Below are 20411 nucleotides of genomic sequence, written 5' to 3' on the forward strand. Positions count from 1 at the left end.
GCTACCCGCGATCTGACCGCTTCGGCGGCCAAAGCAGGCGTTACCGGCAAACGGGCCCGATTCCACTGGGTCATGCGTCAGGGCTGCGCGCGGGCGGTAAGGGTTTATCGCGAGGCTGATCTGGGCGACAATAGCGGCTTTCGTGCTGTCGGTTCCAGACCATCGGCGCGGGCTGGCCATGGCAATGGCGGATACCCGAGCGAGTATCAAGACAGCCTATCTGGAAACGGTCCCGCATAATCCGAATGGATGGACGCACCATGCTGCTGATGATCGATAACTACGACTCCTTTACCTACAATCTCGTCCAGTACTTTGGCGAACTGGGGCAGGAGGTCAGAGTGTTCCGCAATGATGCCATCACCGTCGCCGAGATCGCTCGCCTGAAGCCGGCCTTGCTGGTCATCTCACCCGGCCCCTGCGCGCCGGCACAGGCGGGCATCTCATTGGCGGCGATTCGCGAGTTTGCGGGCAGGATTCCGCTACTCGGAGTCTGCCTGGGCCATCAGGCGATCGGCGAGGCCTTCGGTGGCCGCGTCGTCCACGCCCGCAAGCTGATGCACGGCAAGGTGTCGCCGGTGCAGCACACCAACCAGGGAGTTTTCCGGGGGCTGCCCAATCCGCTGACTTGTACGCGTTACCATTCGCTGGCCGTCGAGCGCGACTCCTTGCCGGCATGCCTGGAGATCACCGCCTGGACCGATGATGGCGAGATCATGGCCTTGCGTCACCGTACGCTCGCTGTCGAGGGCCTTCAGTTCCATCCGGAATCTATCCTCACCGAATGCGGTCATGAGCTGTTGCAGAACTTCCTCGAGGAGCACGTCAAATGAAACCGCAGGACGCGCTGGCGCGGGTCATCGAACACCGCGAGATTTTTCATGACGAAATGGTTTCCCTGATGCGCCAGATCATGGGTGGCGAAGTGACGCCGGTGATGATCGCGGCGATCATCATTGGCCTGCGCGTCAAGAAGGAGACCATCGGCGAGATCGCCGCTGCGGCGCAGGTCATGCGCGAGCTGTCCACCAAGGTCGTGGTCAGCGACCGCGCGCACCTGGTCGACACCTGTGGCACCGGCGGTGATGGTGCGCAGACCTTCAACATCTCGACCGCTGCGATGTTTGTCGCCGCCGCTGCCGGAGCGCGTGTCGCCAAGCACGGTGGGCGCTCAGTATCTTCGCAATCGGGCAGCGCCGACGTTCTCGAAGCGCTTGGAGTCAATATCAACCTCACCCCGGAGCAGGTCGGACGGAGCGTGGACGAGGTCGGCATCGGCTTCATGTTTGCGCCCAATCACCACAGTGCGATGAAGCACGCCGCGCCGGTGCGCCGCGAACTGGGCGTTCGCACGCTGTTCAATATCCTCGGTCCGCTGACCAATCCGGCCAGCGCGGCCAATCAGGTGCTTGGCGTCTTCCATCCCGACCTGGTCGGCATCCAGGTGCGCGTCTTGCAGCGCTTGGGCAGCTCGCACGCACTGAGTGTTTTCGGCCGCGAAGGGCTCGACGAAATCTCGATCTCCGGCGATACCCTGGTCGGCGAGTTGAGGAATGGACGCGTCGCGGAATACACGCTCCACCCCGAGCAGTTCAACCTCGCAGTGCACGACCCACGGGTGTTGCGCGTCGCCAATGTCGAAGAATCGAAGGCCATGTTGCTGGCTGCACTGGAAAACCGGGGCGGCGCTGCGCGTGACATTGTCGCGCTCAACGCCGGCGCCAGCATCTACGTCAGCGGTCTGGCCGAAACCCTGGCCGATGGCGTCGATAATGCCTTCGAAGCGATCGCCTCGGGCGCTGCGCGCGCCAGGCTCGACGCGTTCGTGGCCTTTACACGCAGCTTTGTGGCTTGAGCGGTGGTTTCACCTTCGTTCGGGAGATAGCATATGGCATCGCTGCAGGTTGAAAAGCGCTTCGACGCGGCCGCGTATGTGGCCTGGGAGGAGACGCAGTCCGAGCGTCACGAATACCTCGCCGGCGACGTATTCGCCATGGTCGGCGTGCGCCAGGCGTACAATGTCGCGAGCGGAAATCTCTACAGCCGCTTGCGACGAGAACTCAAGGGCAGTCCGTGTCGTGTCTTCATCGAGTCGGTCAAGACGCACATTGAAGCTGCCGACTCCTTCTTCTATCCCGACGTCCTGGTCACCTGCGATCCGCGTGATCGCCTGACGCCGAACTACGTCAGCCATCCAGTGCTGGTCGCCGAAGTCCTCTCCGAATCGACTGCAGGATTCCATCGCGGCGGCAAGTTTGCTGCCTATCGCAAGCTCGACAGCCTGCAGGAGTATGTCTTGATCGACGTGGCGGCGCAGTGCATCGAGGTTTTTCGTCGCGATGCCGGGAATCATTGGGTGCTCTACGACTATGGCCCGGACGACGATGTCGAGTTCTCGTCTCTGGGGCTGCGCGTGCCGATTGAGGACCTGCTCGAAGACACCCGCGAAGACGGCACGGAGCAGCTTGTAGCAGCGGCTGAGCGGCCATGAGCGACATCCTGAAGCGGATTCTTGCCGTCAAGCGCGACGAAGTGGCTGCTTCCCAGGCCGCCGGCGCGCCTCTGGCCAGCGTGCGCGCAGCGGCCGAAAAGCAGCCTGCGGCACGCGATTTCCTCGGCGCACTGCAGAACACCATCGCCGCCGGGCGACCGGCGGTGATCGCCGAAATCAAGAAAGCCAGCCCGTCGAGGGGAGTCCTGCGCAGCGATTTTCGCCCAGCCGAAATCGCCGTCAGTTATGCGCGCCATGGCGCTGCGTGCCTGTCGGTGCTCACCGACCACCAGTTCTTCCAGGGGGCGCCGGCGTATCTGCAGGCAGCACGCGCCGCCTGTGCTCTGCCGGCGTTGCGCAAGGATTTCCTGGTCGACGCCTATCAGGTCCATGAAGCGCGCGCCATGGGTGCCGACGCCATCCTGCTGATCGCCGCGGCGCTCGACTTGCCGGCGATGCGCGACTTCGAAGCCATTGCCGATGCTCTTGGCATGGCCGTGCTGGTGGAAGTGCACAATGGCCACGAACTCGACCTCGCGCTGCAACTCGGCACACCGCTGGTCGGCATCAACAACCGTAACTTGCGCAGCTTCGAAGTCAGTCTGCAGACCACCCTCGAACTCCTGCCCTATATCCCGGCTGATCGCATCGTCGTCACCGAAAGCGGTATTCTCGCCACGCGGGACGTGCAGTTGATGCGCGACCGCGGCGTCAACGCCTTTCTCGTCGGCGAAGCCTTCATGCGCGCAGCGGAGCCGGGCGAGGCACTGGCCGAGCTGTTTCACTGACCTCCGAAGGGCGGTCGTACTTTCCGGGTCTTGAACAGGGATCGGTATAGCTTGGGTCTGTCGGTCGAGGCACTGTGGACCCTGCGCAACGGTTACGCGCAATGCACCCGTGCCGGGCTCGACGCGATCTCGGCATACGTAGCCTGGCGGAAGCCGGAGGAGGTCGATGCGCCGCGCGGCAAGCTGCGCGTTGGGGTCCATCGCAGAGATCAAAATGCACTATTCCGTGATCACTGAGCAGCAAGTCGCAGCCCGCTGGACAGTCCGCCTGAAAACCATGCGGCGCTGGCGGCACGACAAAGTTGGCCCGACGTGACACAAACTTTTGATACAGAGCGAGCCTCTCGCACAGCCAAGTTGCCGACGCGATCACTGAATCGATACGGCGCATCGGATACGGGAACTTCAAGAACCAGGTGGCCGAAGGTGACCGGCACGGCGCCTACTTTGACGTGTGGCGAGTTCCAGGGGGCTGAAATTTGCCTACCATCGACCTGCCGTCTTTGCAGAAAACAAAAAGCCAGATCATTTGACCTGGCTAACTGTTTGTTTTCCTGGTGGAGACAGGCGGGATCGAACCGCCGACCTTCTGATTGCGAATCTGAACTTCTAGGCATTTTTCGACGTTGAAGGGGATGCGCAGGAAGAAGAAAAAATAAACAAAAACAGTAAATTGATGCAAATAGGCGTGGCTTGACGTTGAATCGGATTGCCGTAAAATGGCTACATGGTGGCTACACGGAAAACCCGCTGCCACCTTCTGACTACAGCAAGGAGCCGACCAAATGAACCGCGAACGCCTGACGCCTGATCGAATTCGCCGCCTGACGCTACCCGAGGGCGCCGGGCAATCCTTCCTCTGGGACACCGACGCGCCCCGCCTTGCCGTTCGCGTGACCGCTGGCGCAAAGGCGTTCATCTTTGAATCCAAGCTGAACCGGCAAACTATCCGCGTGACCATCGGCGATGTTCGCACGTGGACACTCGCCGCCGCCCGCGACGAAGCGCGCCGGCTGCAAGCGATGACCGACCAAGGCACCGACCCGCGCCAGGAGAAGCGCGACCGCATCGCCGCTACCGAGGCCAAGCGCGCCGAAGACGAGGCCAAGCGGATCGAACTGGAGCGCACCGCCACGCCAGCAATGAAAGCCTGGCAGAAGTACATCGAAGCGCGCCGCCCGATCTGGAGTGCCCGCCACCTCCTCGAACACGAAGCCGTCATCAAGGAAGGAGGGAAGCGGCGCACCCAAGGACGCCGGCCCGGCGAGAGTGACAAGACGCTGCCGGGCATCCTGCGCCCGCTGCTGGTGCTTCCTCTTGAACAGATCGACGCCGACCGGGTACGCGTCTGGCTCAAGGACGAGGCGACGCACCGCCCGACCTATGCCCGCCTTTCCTTCGCCCTGATGCGCGCGTTCCTGAACTGGTGCAGCGACCGCCCCGAGTACCGCGATCAGGTACAGGCGGGCGCTTGCATCACCCGACTGGCAAAGGACGAACTGCCGAAGAAGATCGCCAAGGATGATTGCTTGCAGCGCGAGCAACTGCCGGCATGGTTCGCCGCCGTGCGCCAGATCGGTAACCCGGTCATCGCCGCCTATCTCCAAGCCGCCCTGCTGACTGGCGCGCGCCGCGAGGAAGTGGCCGGCATCCGGTGGGAAGACGTGGACTTCCAGTGGAAGGCCATGACGATCCGGGACAAGGTAGAAGGCACCCGGAATATCCCGCTGACACCCTACGTTGCCACGCTGCTGGCCGGCCTGCCGCGCCGTAACGATTGGGTATTCAGCAGCCCCGCCGCAGCATCTGGACGCCTGCAGGAGCCGCGCATCATGCACAACAAGGCCCTGACCGCTGCTGGCCTGCCTGCGCTGTCTATTCATGGCCTGCGCCGCTCGTTCGGCACCCTGGCCGAATGGGTAGAATGCCCCGCGGGAGTCTCGGCGCAAATCATGGGGCATAAGCCATCGGCGACCGCTGAGAAGCATTACCGCGTGCGCCCCCTCGATCTGCTGCGCCAGTGGCACACCAAGATTGAAGGCTGGATTCTCAACGAAGCCGGTATCGAGCAGCCTGCCGAAGATCGAGCGCCCGGCTTGCGAGTCGTCACCTGAACTGCGCTTTGCCCTCGTGCTGAACTTATGTAACATATACGTTACAAACCCATGTTTGAACTTCTCGATTATCAGACGGCAAGCGGACACGACCCGTTCAAGGAATGGCTGGCAGACCTTGCAGACAGGCAGGCGCGTGCAAAGGTGGCCGTCCGGGTGCAAAGGATGGCCGCCGGCAATTTCGGCGACCACAAGCCCTTGAGCGATGGCGTATGGGAATTGAGGATAGACCACGGCCCCGGCTACCGCGTGTATTACGCCCAAGCCGGCCAGCGAGTGCTGTTGTTGCTGATCGGTGGCGACAAGCGCCGCCAGCAAGCCGACATTGAAACCGCCGTCCGCTACTGGCAGGACTGGCAAAGGAGGAATGCACGATGAAAGCCGCTCGCTCCCACGATGACGCAATGGTGGAACTGCTGCGCGAAGACCCGGCTTTTGCCGATGAGTACCTCGCCGCAGCACTGGAGGAAGCAGAGGAACCCGGCGGCAGGCAAGCCCTGCTGCGCGCCTTGCGCCACGTCGCCCATGCCCAGGGAATGCAAGAGGTAGCGGCACGCGCCGGCCTGCGCCGTGAGAGCCTTTCCCGCGCCCTTTCGCCCAAGGGAAACCCGACACTCGAAACCTTGCTGGCCATTCTGTCGGCCGCCGGCCTGCGCCTGGCCGTGGCCCGACGAGAGGAACACCCGGCCTGACCAAGTTTCGCCGCGCCTATCTCGACGGGGAGAAAACCGGAATCCTTCACCGGCTGGCGCGGCACCCTACTTTGAAGATCGCAGAGAAGGAGCGACATGAACAATAGCCGTCGAAAAATCGACGCTTCCGATTTCAAAGAATTATGCAAGGTCAAGAACCTGACGAACTTCGGCGGGTTCCGCCTTGAGTGTGACGGCGTTTACCTGAACAGGCTTGACGACGCGACGTTGCAACTGCTGGGCGAGGAAGAAAAAAAGGCGGTCCAGGGATGGCACCCGACCGGCGGTTACCATGAGCCTGCGCTCCGCTTTCCTTGCGACGTGGACGAGTTTCTCAACTTTATTAATGAGTCTGGTTTTGCGGGCTGCATTCACGGCCCCACTCTCGTCGAATGGTTGCAACTAGCCGCCCCCGTCACAGACCCTTCTGGATCGCGAGAGGTAGCTCCGCCCGATGTAGAAATAATACGAAAGCGAAGCGCGCTCATTGCAGAGTTTGCGGGTATGTGGCCATCAATCGAGAACGACCTATACGAAGGTTCTGATAACGGCCTATCTGAGGCTGCCAGAACCAAGAAACACGGAATTTGGAATGTCTGCGAGGCGCTAAAGTGGGCAGTAGTGCAAGGGAAAATTCACCAAGAGAAAGCCGAGGCATTTGTTCAAGCCGAAGGGGATAGCGACCTATCCTTTTTCATCGGTGGCTTGCTCAAGCAAGGAAGAAAATAACCTTCCGGAATTACGGCAGTTCTTCGGCAGTTTTTCGCGCAATTTCGGAAGCCTGAATCTTCATTCGCCAGCGTTGATTAACCTAGCAAGTCGCGAGGAAATCAGGGCAGGTTCCTTTCAAGGAACAGCGAATGATGCAAATAACCCCCCAAGCCGCACCCAAGTCGAGCCGATCGGATTGGCAGAAAGCAGCGGAGTCAGTAGCCCGAAACTTCTCGACTGAAGAATTCGCCGCGCAGCTGAAAGTCAAGCCGCAGACCATCCGCGCCGCGTATTGCCGCGACGGCGTTTATCTCGGCGTGGCGCCGATCAAGTTGCCGAATCGCCGCCTGTTGTGGTCCGCTGACGAAGTTGCTGCCCTGATCGCTGGCCGGCCCGTGAAAGCCGACGCCGAGAAGATCGACGAGCACTTTGCACGCAAGGCCGCCGACGCATCGAAGGTTCTTCCGCACATCCGCGCCAAGGCCGAAGCGAAGGCTAAGCGCCTGGCCGCAGTGACCGCCGGTGAGGTGGCGTAATGACCGCAGCTTCCAATATCGTTGCTGTCGCCCACGGCGACCCCACCACCACATCCGTTCTCATCGCCGATCTTTTCGGCAGACCACACAAGAACGTCCTGCAATCGCTCGACGGACTGATCGTGGACGGCACGATAGATCGGCTAGATTTCAAGCCGATCTCCTACTTCGACGAGATGAACCGCGAGCAGCGCGCATATCAATTGAGCGAGCGCGCCGCGCTGATCTCCATGCCGTTCATTGGCGGAAAGAAATCACGCGAAGGCCAGCGCGTCCTGGTCGATGCATTCCTCGCCGCCCGCGACGAAATCAATCGCCTGCGCCGGATGCGCGCATCACCCGACTGGCAGCAGGCACGCATCGAAGGCCAGACCGCGAGGCGAGACGAAACCGACGCCATCAAGGCGTTCGTCGGCTACGCGCAGTCACAAGGCAGTCACAGCGCTGGCAAGTATTACCTCGCCATCACGAAAGCGACGAATCGAGCGTTGTTCTTCGTCAATGCAGCCGTCGGCAAGGATTTCAGGCAAGGACTTTCGGCGCAGCAATTAGCCGCGGTGGCGATGGCCGAGAGGATCTTGGAGCGCTCGCTGCTGGAGTCGATGAGCGCGAAGACCTACTACAAAGACGCCTACCGCGCCGCCGCCGAGCGCGTTCGCCAGTTCGCTACGCTGATCGGGCAGTCAGTACCGGGAAAAGCGCCGGCAATGCTGGAGGGCGGCAAATGAAAAACGCTCCCGATCGCAAAAAAGCAATCGAGAGCGCCTTGGAACCGCGCCCCGATTCTATCACCCCCGACACGCTGAAGGCCCGCCTTCAGGCCGGCGAGATCATCGCAGCACTCGACTACCCCGAAGCCGACCGCCCGCTGTTCTGGTCCGCCATCACCCTCGTTCTCGACGATCTGCCGCGCGTCCGCCAGGTCTGGCGCACGATCGCCGAGCAGCACGTCGACGGCATCCGGACTCGGCAGAGGATGTTCCGGATTTGTCCGCGCCAGCGAGGCGTTATTGACTCGACGTTGGCCGGGTGGATCGTCCTGGCCGTGACGTGCGCCGCGTTGCTGGCTGGAGGGTTGCCGGTATGAGCCGCTCGAACGAATGGGACGCCGCGCATCGCCTGGCCGGCGAGATTCCGACGTGCACAGGCCCCGCGAAGCATCGGGCAATCTCGGCACTGCTGGCCAAACTTCTCGACCTGCTGCGGACGGGGGCATCATGAACCGCGACCCTATCGCCGAACTCGAACGCGCCCGCTCTGCGCTTTGGAGTCTCGACGCCGGCACCGACCGCGAAACCTGGGTGAAGGTCGCCATGAGCGCGAAGGCTAACGGGCTGGCCTTCGAGGACTTCCACGAGTGGAGCGCGACCGCCGGCAACTACCGCAATGAGGCCGAATGCCGCTCTGTCTGGCAGAGCATCAAGGAGGGCGGCATCGGCGCCGGTTCGCTGTTCCATGCCGCTCGCGCCGCCGGCTGGACTGATGACGGAGAAGCGCCGGCCAGTCGCCCGCAATCGCACCAGGAACGGCCCCGGCAACCCGAGCAACCCAAGGCCCCGCCGCATGACCCGCGCGCCGTCTGGGACGCCTGTGAGCCGGCGACCGCCGACCAAGCGTACATCGCCCGCAAGGTGGGGCTGCCCGATGGCCTGCGCGTCTATCACGGTTCGCTGAAGATTGCCGGCATGGCCTGCGCCGGTTCGCTGGTGCTGCCGATCCGCACTCTGGCCGGCGAAGTCGTGGATCTTCAGCTCGTCATTCCCAAAGCCAACGTACTGCCGGGCAAGCAGGACAAGATGCTTTTGCCTGGCGTGCAGGTTTCACAGTGGCCGGACGCCTGCCTGACCATCGGCGGACCGCTCAAGCCCGAGAGCATCGTCTACATCGTTGAGGGAGTCGGGCAGGCATGGAGCGCGCATCAGGCGACGCGCCGGCCTGCGGTAGTGGCCTTCGGAGTCGGACGCATGGCATCGGTGGCCGCCGCCCTGCGCGAGCGTTACCCTGCCGCCCGGCTGGTGCTGGTGGCGGACGCCGGCAAGGAAAACCAGTGCGCCGCCATCGCCAAGTTCGTTTCTGGCGCCTGGGTGGAGATGCCCAAGGGCAGCCCGAGAAACTACGACTTGAACGACATCCACCAGGCCGAAGGACTCGCCGCCGTGCGTGATCTGCTGGAGGGCGTCAAGGAGCATCCGCAGCGCTTCAAATTTCAGGACGCCGAGCAGTTCGCCGAGCAGCCGCCCCTTGAATGGCTGGTGAAGGGATTGATCCCGCGCCGCGGTGTCGTGGCAGCCTACGGCCCGAGCGGATGCGGCAAGAGCTTTCTCGTTCTGGACCTGGTAGGCGCGATCGTCGAAGGCCGGGAATGGTTCGGCCGCCGCACGGTCCGCACGCCGGCGCTTTACATCTGTCTTGAGGGTTCAGCCGGGTTCGGCAAGCGGCTGGCCGCGTACCGGCGGGAAGTTGGCGGTCTGGCGGGAATGAAGGTACTCGCCGCGCAGTTCGTGCTGAACAGCCGGCAGGACGAGAACGACATCATCGACGCCATCGTCGGCCAAGGCATGAAGGGCGGAATCCTCGTCCTCGACACGCTGGCGCAGGCAACGCCCGGACTCGACGAGAACAGTGGCGAGGGCATGACCGCAATTATCGCCGCTTGCCAGCGGATTCAGAGAGCGACGGATACGGTGCTCCTGCTGATTCACCATTCCGGCAAGGATGTTGCCCGAGGGCTCAGGGGGCACAGTTCGTTAATCGGCGCCCTCGACGCCAGCATCGAAGTGTCAGGCGGGATCGACGGCGCCGCGCGCCAGTGGTCTGCGATCAAGGTCAAGGACGACGCGGCCGGCGAGGCGCATCCTTTCGACCTGCGCAGAGTGGTGCTGGGCACCGACGACGACGGCGACGATATCACCTCGTGCGTCGTCGATTTGGCAAGCCCTCCCGCCGAGGCATTCAAGAAAGCGCGCCTGCCCGGTGGCGGAAACATGAGGATCGCCTGGGACCGGCTCTGCGAGCTTTTGCGCACGGGCGGAATTTTCGGCAAAGCATCCGCGCCAGAAGGACGGCCATGCTTCAGCCTGGAAAGCGCTCTGACAGACATTGCCGGCCGCCTGACCTGCGACCAAAAGCGCCGCAGGGAACGTGCCGAGCAAGCGGTCACCTCGCTGGTCGCCCGCGGACTTGTGGTTCACGAGGAAGGTTGGCTATGGCTGCGCTGACCAACCCTTCCCGGCCTTTCCCGTTTCCCGCTCCCTGTATACAGGGAACGGGAAAAACGGGAAAACAAGAGGCCCCGAAATTCCCGCCACCGGGAAAAACGGGAAAAACGGGAAACCACGACAGAAGCATACTTTGGGTGCGCTGTATGGTTCTTTGGGACAACTTCGGCGATGGTGTGTGCAACGTTGAAGTGGTCCGGCATCCAGCGACCGTGAGGTATCAGCAAACCTTTTCAGATGGCGCCTGCTGGATAGATTGGTCGACCGGGAAGCGCCGACCAGCCGATCTGTTCGGAGCACTTCTGGCCCAAGGGTTCGCCAATGGTGCCGAGTTGCGCCGCACACTGGCGGAATTCGGCACAGTGACCGGTTGCGGATGGGCTGGCCGGATGCTGGCCGGGTTGAAAGCATGGGAGGGCGAAGCATGAGCGCCGCGACCTGCCACGAATGCGGTGACCGATTCGAGAAAGGCGCGCCGTGGAATAAACCTGCATGCTCTGCTGAAAGGAATCGAAGCGCGCCGAGCATGACGAGCTTCTGGAGTTGCGCGAGGAGGTCGCCGATCTGCGCCAGCGCCTGCGGGAAGCAACGGCCGCTTCAGCACCGGCAGCGATTCCAACCGAGATGCTGAAGCGCCTGATCAGCCTGGGCCATCCGGACAAGCACGGCAGCAGCGAGCCCAGCAACGTCGCCACCGCCGCCTGTCTGCTGCAGCAGCGCCAGGAGCGCCGATGACCCGCGCCGCCCGCCGCCCGCAGCAGGCCGCGTTGTTCCCCGACCTGCCGGCAGCGCCGCCGGCCTCTCGAGTCAATAACCGCCCCGAAGCCGCCGCCTTGGCCGAAGTGCTCCGGGCGTTACGCTGTAACCCGGCTGTGGCGTGGTGCGAACGGCAGAACAGCGGAGTCGCCGGCATCGGTGGCCGGTTCGTTCGCTTCGGCTGGCCGGGTTGCAGCGACATCATCGGCCAACTCAAGGGCGGTCGGCTGTTGGCGGTCGAGGTCAAGGGGCAGCACGGACGGCTACAGCCGGAGCAGCGGCAGTTCCTCGCCCTGGTGCACCGGTTCGGTGGCGTGGCCTTCCTGGCGCGTGACTGCCCACACGTACACCGATGGTTCAAATCCCTTCGTCTCCGCCAGGACACCGGCAGCAAACTGTCTGCACCAAAAACGAACACCCCGCACAACGCCTTGTTTTGCGGGGTTTTTCGTTTGAACCTCCTGACTTCGCTACCCCCACAAATGTCATATCTGACGAATTTTGGCGTCTTACGGGCCGTTTCTCTCGAAACCTCCTGACTTCGGGAATTTGGTACGGATTTTTCAAGCTGTTGTTTTTGCTTGAGAATTGCGGTGTGGTTGACGTGTTTCGCGATGGCGTGTGCTTTGGTTTCGTGAGGTACGCCATCGCGAAATTGCTGGTTGGTGAGGGGCAGTGGATAGCGCCGGGGCCATAGGCGCAATGCCTTAGCGAGGGTTCTCACAGACTCCACCAGGAAACGAAGGATGCGAATGGCGTTGGCCTGAGAAAGCGGGTACGGCAGGTTTGTCTGCTCAAATGCCTACTTTATCCAAGGAGCTCTCACGAAAAACTTGATCTCGATGTGCACCATGACGGCATATCAGCGTCAAGAGTCTGTTAGCCTTGTGGCCGATTCAGCCGGCCTCCCTCAACGAGCTTTCCTTCAATCGCCTTCGACGACGATCCATGACCCTCAAGACTCTTTGCAGTCCCCGTGCCTCGGTCTTTGCCGCTGACCGTCGGGCCACAGTTCTCAGCCTCGATACCTTCCTCAAAGCTCAGGTTCACGGTTCCGAATTCTTCGATGAGAACTACTTCACCAACGGCATGGTGACCCTGGTTGACCGTGCGTTTCGGCACCTTTCAGGCTCCGGGGCCGGTTCGTCGGTCTTTCTGCTGTCCCAGGCGATGGGGGGCGGCAAGACGCACAGCATGATCGGCCTTGGCTTGCTGGCGCGCGATCCACAGTTGCGCCGTCGCGTCCTGGGCGACCAGGACCCGGCTCCCAGGTTGGGACGCTGTCGTGTGGTGGGCTTCAATGGGCGCAACACCGACGCTGCCGGGGGAATCTGGGGTTCCATTGCCGAACAACTCGGCAAGGCGCTCCAATTTGCCCGCTATGTATCCCCGCTGCTCAGCGCCCCCGGCCCGGAAGCGTGGAAACAGTTGCTGGGCGGTGATCCATTGGTACTCTTCCTGGATGAGTTGCCGCCCTACCTCGAATACGCGGTGACGGTTCCGGTCGGCAATGGTGATCTGGCTGTGGTCACGACCACGGCACTCGGTAATCTTCTGGTCGCTGTAGCCGAGATGGACAACGTCTGCCTGGTTATCTCCGATCTTGCGGGAACCAATTTCAGTCTTGGCCAGGCGAGTTTGCAGGCGGCGTTCGAACGAGCCGTGCAAGGCATCACCGCAGAGTCTCGCCGTATCGCCGTCCCGATCACCCCGGTGAATCCAAATGGTGACGAGCTTTATCACATCCTTCGCAAGCGGCTATTTCAGAATGTCGCTCCTTCGGCGGAAATCGAGCGGGTTGCTGCTGCCTACCGGGAAGCGCTGCGCGAGGCGGTACGCATGAACCTGACTTCCACCACGCCGGAATCCCTCTATACCCGGGTGATCGATGCTTACCCGTTTCATCCCGATTTGCGTGAGCTTGTCGGCAAGTTCAAGGAGAACGAAGGTTTTCAGCAGACTCGTGGCGTTATCCGTCTGATGCAGATGGTGGTCTCCGATTTCTGGAATTCCGGGAAGGCTGCGGAAAAGGATCTGATCAGTCCCTACGATATCGATTTCAACGTCGACGAGATCGCTTCCGAGATTCGCACGATCAACCCTTCCCTGAGTGAAGCCATCGCGCACGACATCGCTCACGGTGGCGACTCCGAAGTTGAGCAGATCGACCTGGCCAATGGGAACGCCGACGCCTCCGAAGCCGCGCGAGTCATTCTTGTTGCCTCCCTCTCCAGCACGCCGGGCGCCATTCACGGGCTGCGCGAACATCAACTGGTCGATTGTCTCCAGCGGCCCGGCCGCGACCTCTCCACCTTCAAGGCCAACGTCCTCGACAAACTGGCGACGCGTGCCTGGTACCTCCACAATTCATCGGACGGCCGCCTGTTCTTCAAGAACCAGCAGAATCTAGCCGCCAAGCTGCGTTCAACGGCACTCTCGCTGCATGCCGAAACCGTTGACCGGATGCTTCGCGAACATCTGGAGTCCTGTTTTTCCGCTTCGCTCCGCGACTGTTACCAGATCATCAAAGTCCTGCCCCCGCCCGATGAAGTTCAGGTCGAGCAGGACAAGACCACTCTGGTCATCGTGAGGCCGGGTGGCCAGGCAAACCAGTTGCCCATCTCCGCTGACTGGCAGGCATGGTGGGGCCAGCAGCAGTACAAGAATCGCGTCCTCTTTCTCACCGGCTCGCGGGACACTTTCCAGAAGGTGCTCGATTCGGCGCGGCAGACGCGCGCGCTGCAAAGTATCGACGACGAACTCAGATCGGAGAATACGCCGGCGAACGATCCGCAGTGGCGGGCGCTCGATGTGCTCCGCGACCGCGTCGGTCTGCAATTCACCGCCGCCCTGAAGGAAGCCTTCGACCAGATCGTCTATCCCTCGATCGGCGCCGCATTGCGCGCCACAGGGACCGATCTGGCTTTCGCCGGCAACCAGAGTGGCGAAGCCACCATCCGCAAGACCCTTGAAGGCGCGCAGAAATTCACCACCAAGATCGACGACGAGAGCTTCCGCACGCGGGCGGAAGTCCGCCTGTTCGGTTCGGCACAGAGCAAAGTCGTTCTGTGGTCGGACTTCAAGCGTGCCGCGGCGGTCAACACCAACTGGCCTTTGCACAAAATCTCAGCGTTCGATGACCTCAAAGCGGAGTGTCTTCGCCGCGGCCTGTGGCGCGAAGAAGGCAATCACATCCGCCGCGGCCCGTTTCCCCCGCCGGTCCCCGAAGTTTCCGTTCGCGAACTCTCGGTGCAGGAAGACGGCGACGGCCACACCTACCTGAAAATCGAACCGCTGCATGCGCCGTCTCTCGTGTATGAGACCGGTGACTCGGACCCCACCAGCGCTTCCAGTCCGGTACCGACGCCAATGCGCTTTGCCGCAATCGGTCTGCGTTACCGTTTCCTCGCCTTCGATCCCGACGACATGGTCCGCGTCAGTGCGGTGAAGGAATGGACCGCGAAGCTGCGGCTCAAGTATCAGCTTCATAACCGCGGTAGTCATCACGAAGTCGAACTGCTGGCCCTGCCCAGAGCCAACGGGGTCACTATTCGCTACAGTACGGATGGTTCCTCGCCAGGCAGTGCGGGCGCGGCGACTTACGACGGCCCATTCCGCGTGCCGGGCAATTGCCGCGTGGTGTGCGCCATGGCGGTATCAGGGGCGTATGACCTGAACTCCGAGACGCTGCGCATCAACATCCCGCAGCGAGGAGCAGCGGTACGCCCGCCGATAGATCCCGGACTGCCGGCCCGCTGGATCCAGCAAACGAAGCTCGACGACGCCGGCGCGGTATGGGATTTCATCCAGCGACTGGCGTCCGCCAGCGGTGTCCGCGCCCATGACCTCAGCCTCACGGCAGAGAGCAGCGATGGCCAGCAGAACGTCGACTATTCGGGTGCGCTGGAGGACGGCTACGATGCGGCGGCAGCGAAATCGGTCGCCGAGAAGCTGCAGGAGATCGTCCAGGGCGGCAGCCTGCGCATGACGGCGGGCTCGCTCGCCTTTCCGACCGGGCAGGCGCTGCTCGACTGGCTGAAGACCACCAATCAGCCGTTCGACGTTGCCAGAGTGAGCCAATAACCGATGACCGGTGCTAGCGCATCATCCGCTCGTAAGGTCGTCGGTCTGGGCTTTCTCCCGGACGAAGCCCGCCACGGTTTCCTGATCGACATCCCGAGGGGCGGGGGCGCCAGTGAACTCGTCTGCATCAGCGAGTACCGCGGCAATGAGCTCGACCATCTCGGGGCGCGTGCCGTGGTCGCGCCGTCCCCCAACGACCCGTCGCTGCGCGTCGTCATCGACCGCGCGCGCTGGCTGGCGCTTGCCCCGGCCTTCTGGGAAGAGGCCAACCGCCGTCTGCGGGCCAACGGCCTGCCCGTCGCGAGGTTTCAGAAGAATTCCGTCAAGCCGGTGCCGGTGCATCCGTCGCTGGGCAAGGAACTCTGCATCCTCTGCTGGGCGGTCGAAGACGCCTCGCCCGATGACATCCCGAACGCGCTGCACAACTGGGAAGCGCTGGCCCCCGAAGAGCGCTGGTGGCTCTATACCATGACCGTCGCCACCACCGGTCAGGCGATGCAGAAGGGTGTCGGCTGGCGCAAGGCGCTGCGCGCCGCCATTGCGGACAACCCGTTCGTCAAAGGCGATGGCCTGTCGCCCAAGGCGCGCCGCGAGCTGCTCGGGCATTCCCAGCTTTCACTTTCCCTCTGAAATCCTTGATGACTCGCTGAAGCATTCCTCGATCTTCGGCTGACACTGCGACAAGAAGTAGCTATCATTGGTAATTACCTTTTTCGGAGCTTCACATGGATACCGCACGCCTTTTTCAATCGGGCCGCAGCCAGGCCGTTCGGCTACCCAAGGAATACCGGTTTGCCGGCACCGAAGTGGTGGTGCAGCATTTCGGCAATGGCGTCCTCCTGCTACCGGTGGATGACCCCTGGCAAACGCTGGAAACCGCGCTCTCGTCCTTCGAGCCTGGCTTTGTCATGACACGGGAGCAGCCGGCGGCGCAGGTTCGTGCCGAGATTACCGCATGATTCTGCTTGACACCAATATCTGCATTTACATCATCAACACCAGACCGCCCGAAGTGCTGGCGCGTTTTCATCAGTACCGACTGGGTGACATCGGGCTGTCGAGTGTGGTGGCTGCGGAACTTGCCTTTGGCGTTGCCAAAAGCGCCTCGGTGCGCAATCGCCAGGCGCTGGAAATGTTTCTGGCTCCGCTGGAAGTCCTCCCTTTTGATAGGGCGGCCATGTGGGCTTATGGTGATTTGCGCGCTGACCTGGAGCGCCGGGGGGAACCGATTGGCTCCCTGGACACCCTGATTGCTGCGCACGCACTGAGCGTCAATGCCGTGCTGGTCACCAACAACACTCGCGAGTTTTCCAAAGTCCGGGGCCTGCAACTGGAAAACTGGGCGGCTACCGAATGAGCACCTTCATTGAAACGCAGTTCCCCATCGCCCGCCTTTCGGCCGAGTCGTACAAGGAGCGCAAGGCAAATAATGGTCAGACGCTCACCCGTCTGGGTAAATGGTGGGGGCGCAAGCCGCTGATTCTCGTCCGGGCAGCCATTCTCGGCATGCTGATGCCGGCATCCAGCGATGCACGGAAAGACCGTGAGATCTTCCTCCGGATTCTCACCATGGACGACGAAGGCGTATGGGAGCGCCTCAAGGAAAAAGGGGCAGGTGTGCCGTGGCGCCACGAAGATCCCGACATAAGCCGGAGGAGCTTCGATGCGCTGTCCTACGCAGAGCGACTGCGTTACTGCGAACGGCCGGAGAACATCCCCGGTCCGACGCTGGCAGCCTGGAGGGAGATCAACGCCCACCTCGGCACCACCGCCACGAGCCTTGGCGAACTGGTCGAACAACTTGGTCAGCGTACGTTCGGCCACACGCCGCGCGTCGGAGACAGCTTCTGCGGCGGTGGCTCCATCCCTTTCGAGGCGGCGCGCATCGGATGCAATGCTTTCGGGTCCGACCTCAACCCCGTTGCCGGACTGCTCACCTGGGCCAGCCTCAACCTGCTCGGCGGTGGCAGGGAAGTGCAGGAAGATGTCATGCGCGTGCAGGCGGAGGCCCTGGCTGTTGCCGACCGCCAGGTTACGGAATGGGGCATCGAGCACAACGCACTGGGTGAACGGGCCGACGCCTACCTCTACTGCGTGGAGGTCAAGCCGGAGGGTTGCGATTACTTCATTCCGCTGGCGCCCAGTTGGCTCATTGGCGAGAAATCCAGGGTCGTGGCGCGCTGGATCCGTGTCGCCAACGCCGATTTTCTTGCGCCGGAGATCGCCGTGGTTTCAGATGCCGAACTGAAACGCTACAAGGAAAAGGAAGGGGCGACGGTGGCGGATAGCCGCGTCGTTGATCCCTTCGACGCCACCCGTACGTGGTCGGTGGAAGCCTTGCGCGGCCCGGAAGGTCTGCGACGCTGGAGCAACGACGACCTCGTGCCCCGCCCAGGTGATGTGTTTCAGGAACGGCTTTACTGCATTCGCTGGGTAAAGACGGTGATCAGGAATGGCCGGCCCAAAGAAATCCGCCGCTATGCCGCCCCCGATGCGGCCGACCTTGCCCGCGAAGCCAAAGTGCTCGAACTGCTGCGCGAACGATTTGCCGACTGGCAACGCGAGGGCTTCATCCCGTCCAGGGCGATTCCTGAAAGTGGCGCAGAAACCGACCGCCTTTTCCGCGAACGCGGCTGGACCCACTGGCATCACCTCTTCACGCCGCGGCAGTTGTTGACGCATGGATTGCTGGGGGAATCTAGCCAACGCCTAGCTGTCTCGAAGCAAGCTTGCGTCGCATGCCTGCTTGGCCTTGGACGCATGGCGGACTGGAACGCTCGGCTCAGTGCCTGGATGTTTCACGCCGGGAACGAGAAGGGTAATCAAGTATTCTATAACCAAGCTTTGAACTGTCATTTCAACTACGCTACAAGAGCGCTTAGCAAGTTGGGGGATACTTTTTCGATCCTTGCTGACGCCAGCGAAAACAACGTCGGTCTGCTTGGAAAGTTAACGCAAGCAGACGCCCGCGACCTCCGAGAAACCTGCGACCTGTGGATCACCGATCCGCCCTACGCCGACGCAGTCAATTACCACGAACTCGGCGACTTCTTCCTTGCCTGGTACGACAAGCAACTGGCCAGAGCCTTCCCCGAATGGACGCCCGATGCCCGCGCCGAACTCGCCGTGCGTGGTGATGGGGAGGACTTTCGTCGCTCAATGGTCGAAATTTACCGCAAACTCGCCCGCCACATGCCGGACAACGGCTTGCAGATGGTCATGTTCACCCATCAGAACCCGGCGGTCTGGGCCGATCTTGGCATGATCCTCTGGGCTGCTGGTCTCAAGGCTACCGCGGCCTGGACAATCAGCACCGAGACCGAAGCCGCCGGGATCAAGAAAGGCAACTACGTGCAAGGCACCGTCTGCCTGGTCCTGCGCAAGCGGATCGCCAGCGAGCCTGGTTTTCTCGACGAGGTCTATCCAATGGTCGAGGACGAAGTGAAACGCCAGATCGCGTCGATGCTGGCCCTCGACGAAGACGGCGAGCCCAACTTCAACGACGCCGACTACCAACTCGCGGCCTACGCCGCGGCGCTCAAGGTACTCACCCAATATGGCAACCTCGATGGCAAGGACGTGGAGCACGAAGTCTTTGCCGTGCGCGCCAGGAACGAGAAAAGCGACTTCCAGACCGTCATCGAGCGCGCTCTTGGCATCGCCTGCGACACCCTCGTCCCGCGCGGGCTGGACACCTCGTGGCGCGAGCTGTCGCTCGTCGAGCGCTACTATCTGCGGGCGCTGGACATCGAGAGCCGGGGAGAGCGCCGCAAGGGTATGTATGAAGAGCTGGCGCGCGGCTTCGGCGTCACCGACATCCGTCCCCTGCTGAAGAGCGACAAGGCCAACGGCACCCGTATGTTCACCCCCGCTGGCCTGGCAGCGAGCTTGCTTGCACCCGTCCTGGGAGCGGAGTCCAATCACGCGGCACTGCCGGCACGCCGTGGCCGCGTGGGTGCCGGCGCGCCCCACCCGTTTGCCGTTTCACCGCTGCGGCACCTGATGTTCGCCATCCGCGAAACCGCTGCCGCCGACAACAGCCCGGAGCCTGGCCGGCAATACCTACGCGATACCTTTGGGCAAGGCTACTGGGGCAAACGTGAAGGCTTCGTCGCGCTACTCGAATGGCTTGCTGCGCTGGCCCACGCCGAGGGAATGAACGAATGGACCGCCGACTCGGAAGCCGCCCGCATCCTTGCCGGACGCCTGCGTAATGACCACGCCTGATGTGACCCATCCCAGCCTGCTCAAAGGAGACCCACATGACGCAAGTAACCCTTGACCTGCCCGAATCGGCATTCGCCACCTTGCATCAAGCGCCCAAGGAATTTGCGCAGGAGATGCGCGTCGCCGCCGCCGTCAAATGGTATGAACTCGGCCGGCTTTCCCAAGGCCGCGCCGCCGAGATCGCGGGCCTGACTCGGGCGGGTTTCATTGATGCCCTCTCGCGCTATAAGGTCAGCCCTTTCCAATACACGGCGGAGGAAGTCAGCGAGGAACTGCGCGATGCGGATTGATGCGGTGGTGATCAACGCCTCACCGTTGATCACGCTGTTCCGTAGTGGCCAGGGTGGCTTGTTGCCGAGCTTGTTCAAGCACATCGTGGTGCCGGAAGCCGTATGGCGGGAAGTGGTCGTGCAGGGGCAGGGAGACCGCGCCGCGCGAGAGCTGAGTGAGCAATCCTGGCCAGTGCGTGCGGACGTTGTGAGTTCGCCTCGGGTTGCCGCATGGGATCTCGGCGCTGGCGAGACGGCGGTCTTGAGCCATGCGCTGGCAAACCCGCCGCTGCGCGCCGTGATTGATGATATGGACGCCCGGCGCTGTGCTCGGACGCTGGGAATTCCGATGCTGGGTACGGGCGGGTTGTTGGTACTCGCCAAACGTCGCGGTTTGCTGACTTCTGTCGGCGACGGAATCGAAAAACTGCGAAATTCGGGGTTGTGGCTTTCCGACGACATCGTTCGGATTCTGAAAACCCAGGCGGGCGAATAGGATGCGTCGACCTTGGCCTTCCATGACGGT

The 20411-nt window shown here is 62.2% G+C and carries 23 protein-coding genes; all 23 read left to right on the plus strand.

Going from position 1 to position 20411, the window contains the following annotated elements; all coding sequences use genetic code 11:
• The first annotated feature begins 260 nt into the window (after positions 1–260).
• The 23 genes from ACCAA_RS20130 (at position 261) to ACCAA_RS20240 (ending at position 20381) form a co-directional block, all read left to right on the plus strand.
• On the plus strand, positions 261–833 hold the full coding sequence (locus ACCAA_RS20130) for an aminodeoxychorismate/anthranilate synthase component II (protein ID WP_186409034.1): 573 nt from the start codon (positions 261–263) through the stop codon (positions 831–833).
• Positions 830–1855 (plus strand): anthranilate phosphoribosyltransferase, encoded by a 1026-nt coding sequence (trpD, locus tag ACCAA_RS20135; protein WP_186409035.1) that lies wholly within the window; start codon positions 830–832, stop codon positions 1853–1855. Before ACCAA_RS20130 ends, trpD begins: the two co-directional genes overlap by 4 nt.
• 33 nt (positions 1856–1888) lie before the next feature.
• Positions 1889–2491 carry a Uma2 family endonuclease gene (locus tag ACCAA_RS20140; protein ID WP_186409036.1) on the plus strand — a complete coding sequence of 201 codons (603 nt, stop codon included), beginning with the start codon at positions 1889–1891 and terminating at the stop codon, positions 2489–2491.
• The gene (gene trpC, locus ACCAA_RS20145; RefSeq protein WP_186409037.1) at positions 2488–3279 is read left to right on the plus strand and encodes an indole-3-glycerol phosphate synthase TrpC; all 792 of its coding nucleotides are present in this window, start codon (positions 2488–2490) and stop codon (positions 3277–3279) included. Before ACCAA_RS20140 ends, trpC begins: the two co-directional genes overlap by 4 nt.
• A gap of 785 nt (positions 3280–4064) precedes the next feature.
• Positions 4065–5393 carry a tyrosine-type recombinase/integrase gene (locus ACCAA_RS20150; protein WP_186409038.1) on the plus strand — a complete coding sequence of 443 codons (1329 nt, stop codon included), beginning with the start codon at positions 4065–4067 and terminating at the stop codon, positions 5391–5393.
• A 51-nt stretch (positions 5394–5444) separates the two neighbouring features.
• Positions 5445–5771 (plus strand): type II toxin-antitoxin system RelE/ParE family toxin, encoded by a 327-nt coding sequence (locus tag ACCAA_RS20155; protein WP_186409039.1) that lies wholly within the window; start codon positions 5445–5447, stop codon positions 5769–5771.
• Entirely contained in the window at positions 5768–6085 is a 318-nt protein-coding gene (locus ACCAA_RS20160) for an addiction module antidote protein (RefSeq protein WP_186409040.1), read from the plus strand. Before ACCAA_RS20155 ends, ACCAA_RS20160 begins: the two co-directional genes overlap by 4 nt.
• A gap of 96 nt (positions 6086–6181) precedes the next feature.
• Positions 6182–6814: a hypothetical protein gene (locus ACCAA_RS20165; RefSeq protein WP_186409041.1), complete on the plus strand. Its 633-nt coding sequence runs from the start codon at positions 6182–6184 to the stop codon at positions 6812–6814.
• A 131-nt stretch (positions 6815–6945) separates the two neighbouring features.
• Positions 6946–7332: a helix-turn-helix transcriptional regulator gene (locus ACCAA_RS22320; protein WP_245754703.1), complete on the plus strand. Its 387-nt coding sequence runs from the start codon at positions 6946–6948 to the stop codon at positions 7330–7332.
• Complete coding sequence (locus ACCAA_RS20175; RefSeq protein ID WP_186409042.1) at positions 7332–8060, plus strand: Rha family transcriptional regulator; 729 nt, start codon at positions 7332–7334, stop codon at positions 8058–8060. Before ACCAA_RS22320 ends, ACCAA_RS20175 begins: the two co-directional genes overlap by 1 nt.
• Positions 8057–8419: a hypothetical protein gene (locus tag ACCAA_RS20180; protein WP_186409043.1), complete on the plus strand. Its 363-nt coding sequence runs from the start codon at positions 8057–8059 to the stop codon at positions 8417–8419. The genes ACCAA_RS20175 and ACCAA_RS20180 overlap by 4 nt, the downstream gene beginning before the upstream one ends.
• On the plus strand, positions 8416–8553 hold the full coding sequence (locus tag ACCAA_RS20185; RefSeq protein WP_186409044.1) for a hypothetical protein: 138 nt from the start codon (positions 8416–8418) through the stop codon (positions 8551–8553). The genes ACCAA_RS20180 and ACCAA_RS20185 overlap by 4 nt, the downstream gene beginning before the upstream one ends.
• Positions 8550–10550, plus strand: a complete 2001-nt coding sequence (locus ACCAA_RS20190; protein ID WP_186409045.1) for an AAA family ATPase — start codon at positions 8550–8552, stop codon at positions 10548–10550. The genes ACCAA_RS20185 and ACCAA_RS20190 overlap by 4 nt, the downstream gene beginning before the upstream one ends.
• Positions 10538–10978: a hypothetical protein gene (locus ACCAA_RS20195; RefSeq protein ID WP_186409046.1), complete on the plus strand. Its 441-nt coding sequence runs from the start codon at positions 10538–10540 to the stop codon at positions 10976–10978. The genes ACCAA_RS20190 and ACCAA_RS20195 overlap by 13 nt, the downstream gene beginning before the upstream one ends.
• A gap of 115 nt (positions 10979–11093) precedes the next feature.
• The gene (locus tag ACCAA_RS20200) at positions 11094–11285 is read left to right on the plus strand and encodes a hypothetical protein (RefSeq protein ID WP_186409047.1); all 192 of its coding nucleotides are present in this window, start codon (positions 11094–11096) and stop codon (positions 11283–11285) included.
• Positions 11282–11845, plus strand: coding sequence for a VRR-NUC domain-containing protein (locus ACCAA_RS20205; protein WP_186409048.1), 564 nt, complete (start codon positions 11282–11284; stop codon positions 11843–11845). The genes ACCAA_RS20200 and ACCAA_RS20205 overlap by 4 nt, the downstream gene beginning before the upstream one ends.
• A gap of 409 nt (positions 11846–12254) precedes the next feature.
• Complete coding sequence (locus ACCAA_RS20210) at positions 12255–15389, plus strand: DUF499 domain-containing protein (RefSeq protein ID WP_186409049.1); 3135 nt, start codon at positions 12255–12257, stop codon at positions 15387–15389.
• Positions 15390–15392: 3 nt separating this feature from the next.
• A complete protein-coding gene (locus ACCAA_RS20215; RefSeq protein WP_186409050.1) occupies positions 15393–16019 on the plus strand; it encodes a DUF3780 domain-containing protein in 627 nt (208 codons plus the stop codon).
• A 95-nt stretch (positions 16020–16114) separates the two neighbouring features.
• Complete coding sequence (locus tag ACCAA_RS20220) at positions 16115–16348, plus strand: antitoxin (RefSeq protein WP_186409051.1); 234 nt, start codon at positions 16115–16117, stop codon at positions 16346–16348.
• Positions 16345–16746 (plus strand): type II toxin-antitoxin system tRNA(fMet)-specific endonuclease VapC, encoded by a 402-nt coding sequence (vapC, locus tag ACCAA_RS20225; RefSeq protein ID WP_186409052.1) that lies wholly within the window; start codon positions 16345–16347, stop codon positions 16744–16746. The genes ACCAA_RS20220 and vapC overlap by 4 nt, the downstream gene beginning before the upstream one ends.
• Positions 16743–19616, plus strand: coding sequence for an anti-phage-associated DUF1156 domain-containing protein (locus tag ACCAA_RS20230; protein WP_186409053.1), 2874 nt, complete (start codon positions 16743–16745; stop codon positions 19614–19616). Before vapC ends, ACCAA_RS20230 begins: the two co-directional genes overlap by 4 nt.
• Positions 19617–19651: 35 nt before the next feature.
• On the plus strand, positions 19652–19906 hold the full coding sequence (locus ACCAA_RS20235; protein ID WP_186409054.1) for a UPF0175 family protein: 255 nt from the start codon (positions 19652–19654) through the stop codon (positions 19904–19906).
• Positions 19896–20381, plus strand: a complete 486-nt coding sequence (locus ACCAA_RS20240; RefSeq protein ID WP_186409055.1) for a PIN domain-containing protein — start codon at positions 19896–19898, stop codon at positions 20379–20381. Before ACCAA_RS20235 ends, ACCAA_RS20240 begins: the two co-directional genes overlap by 11 nt.
• Positions 20382–20411 lie beyond the last annotated feature (30 nt).

The sequence above is a fragment of the Candidatus Accumulibacter aalborgensis genome (assembly GCF_900089955.1).
Lineage (GTDB): Bacteria > Pseudomonadota > Gammaproteobacteria > Burkholderiales > Rhodocyclaceae > Accumulibacter > Accumulibacter aalborgensis.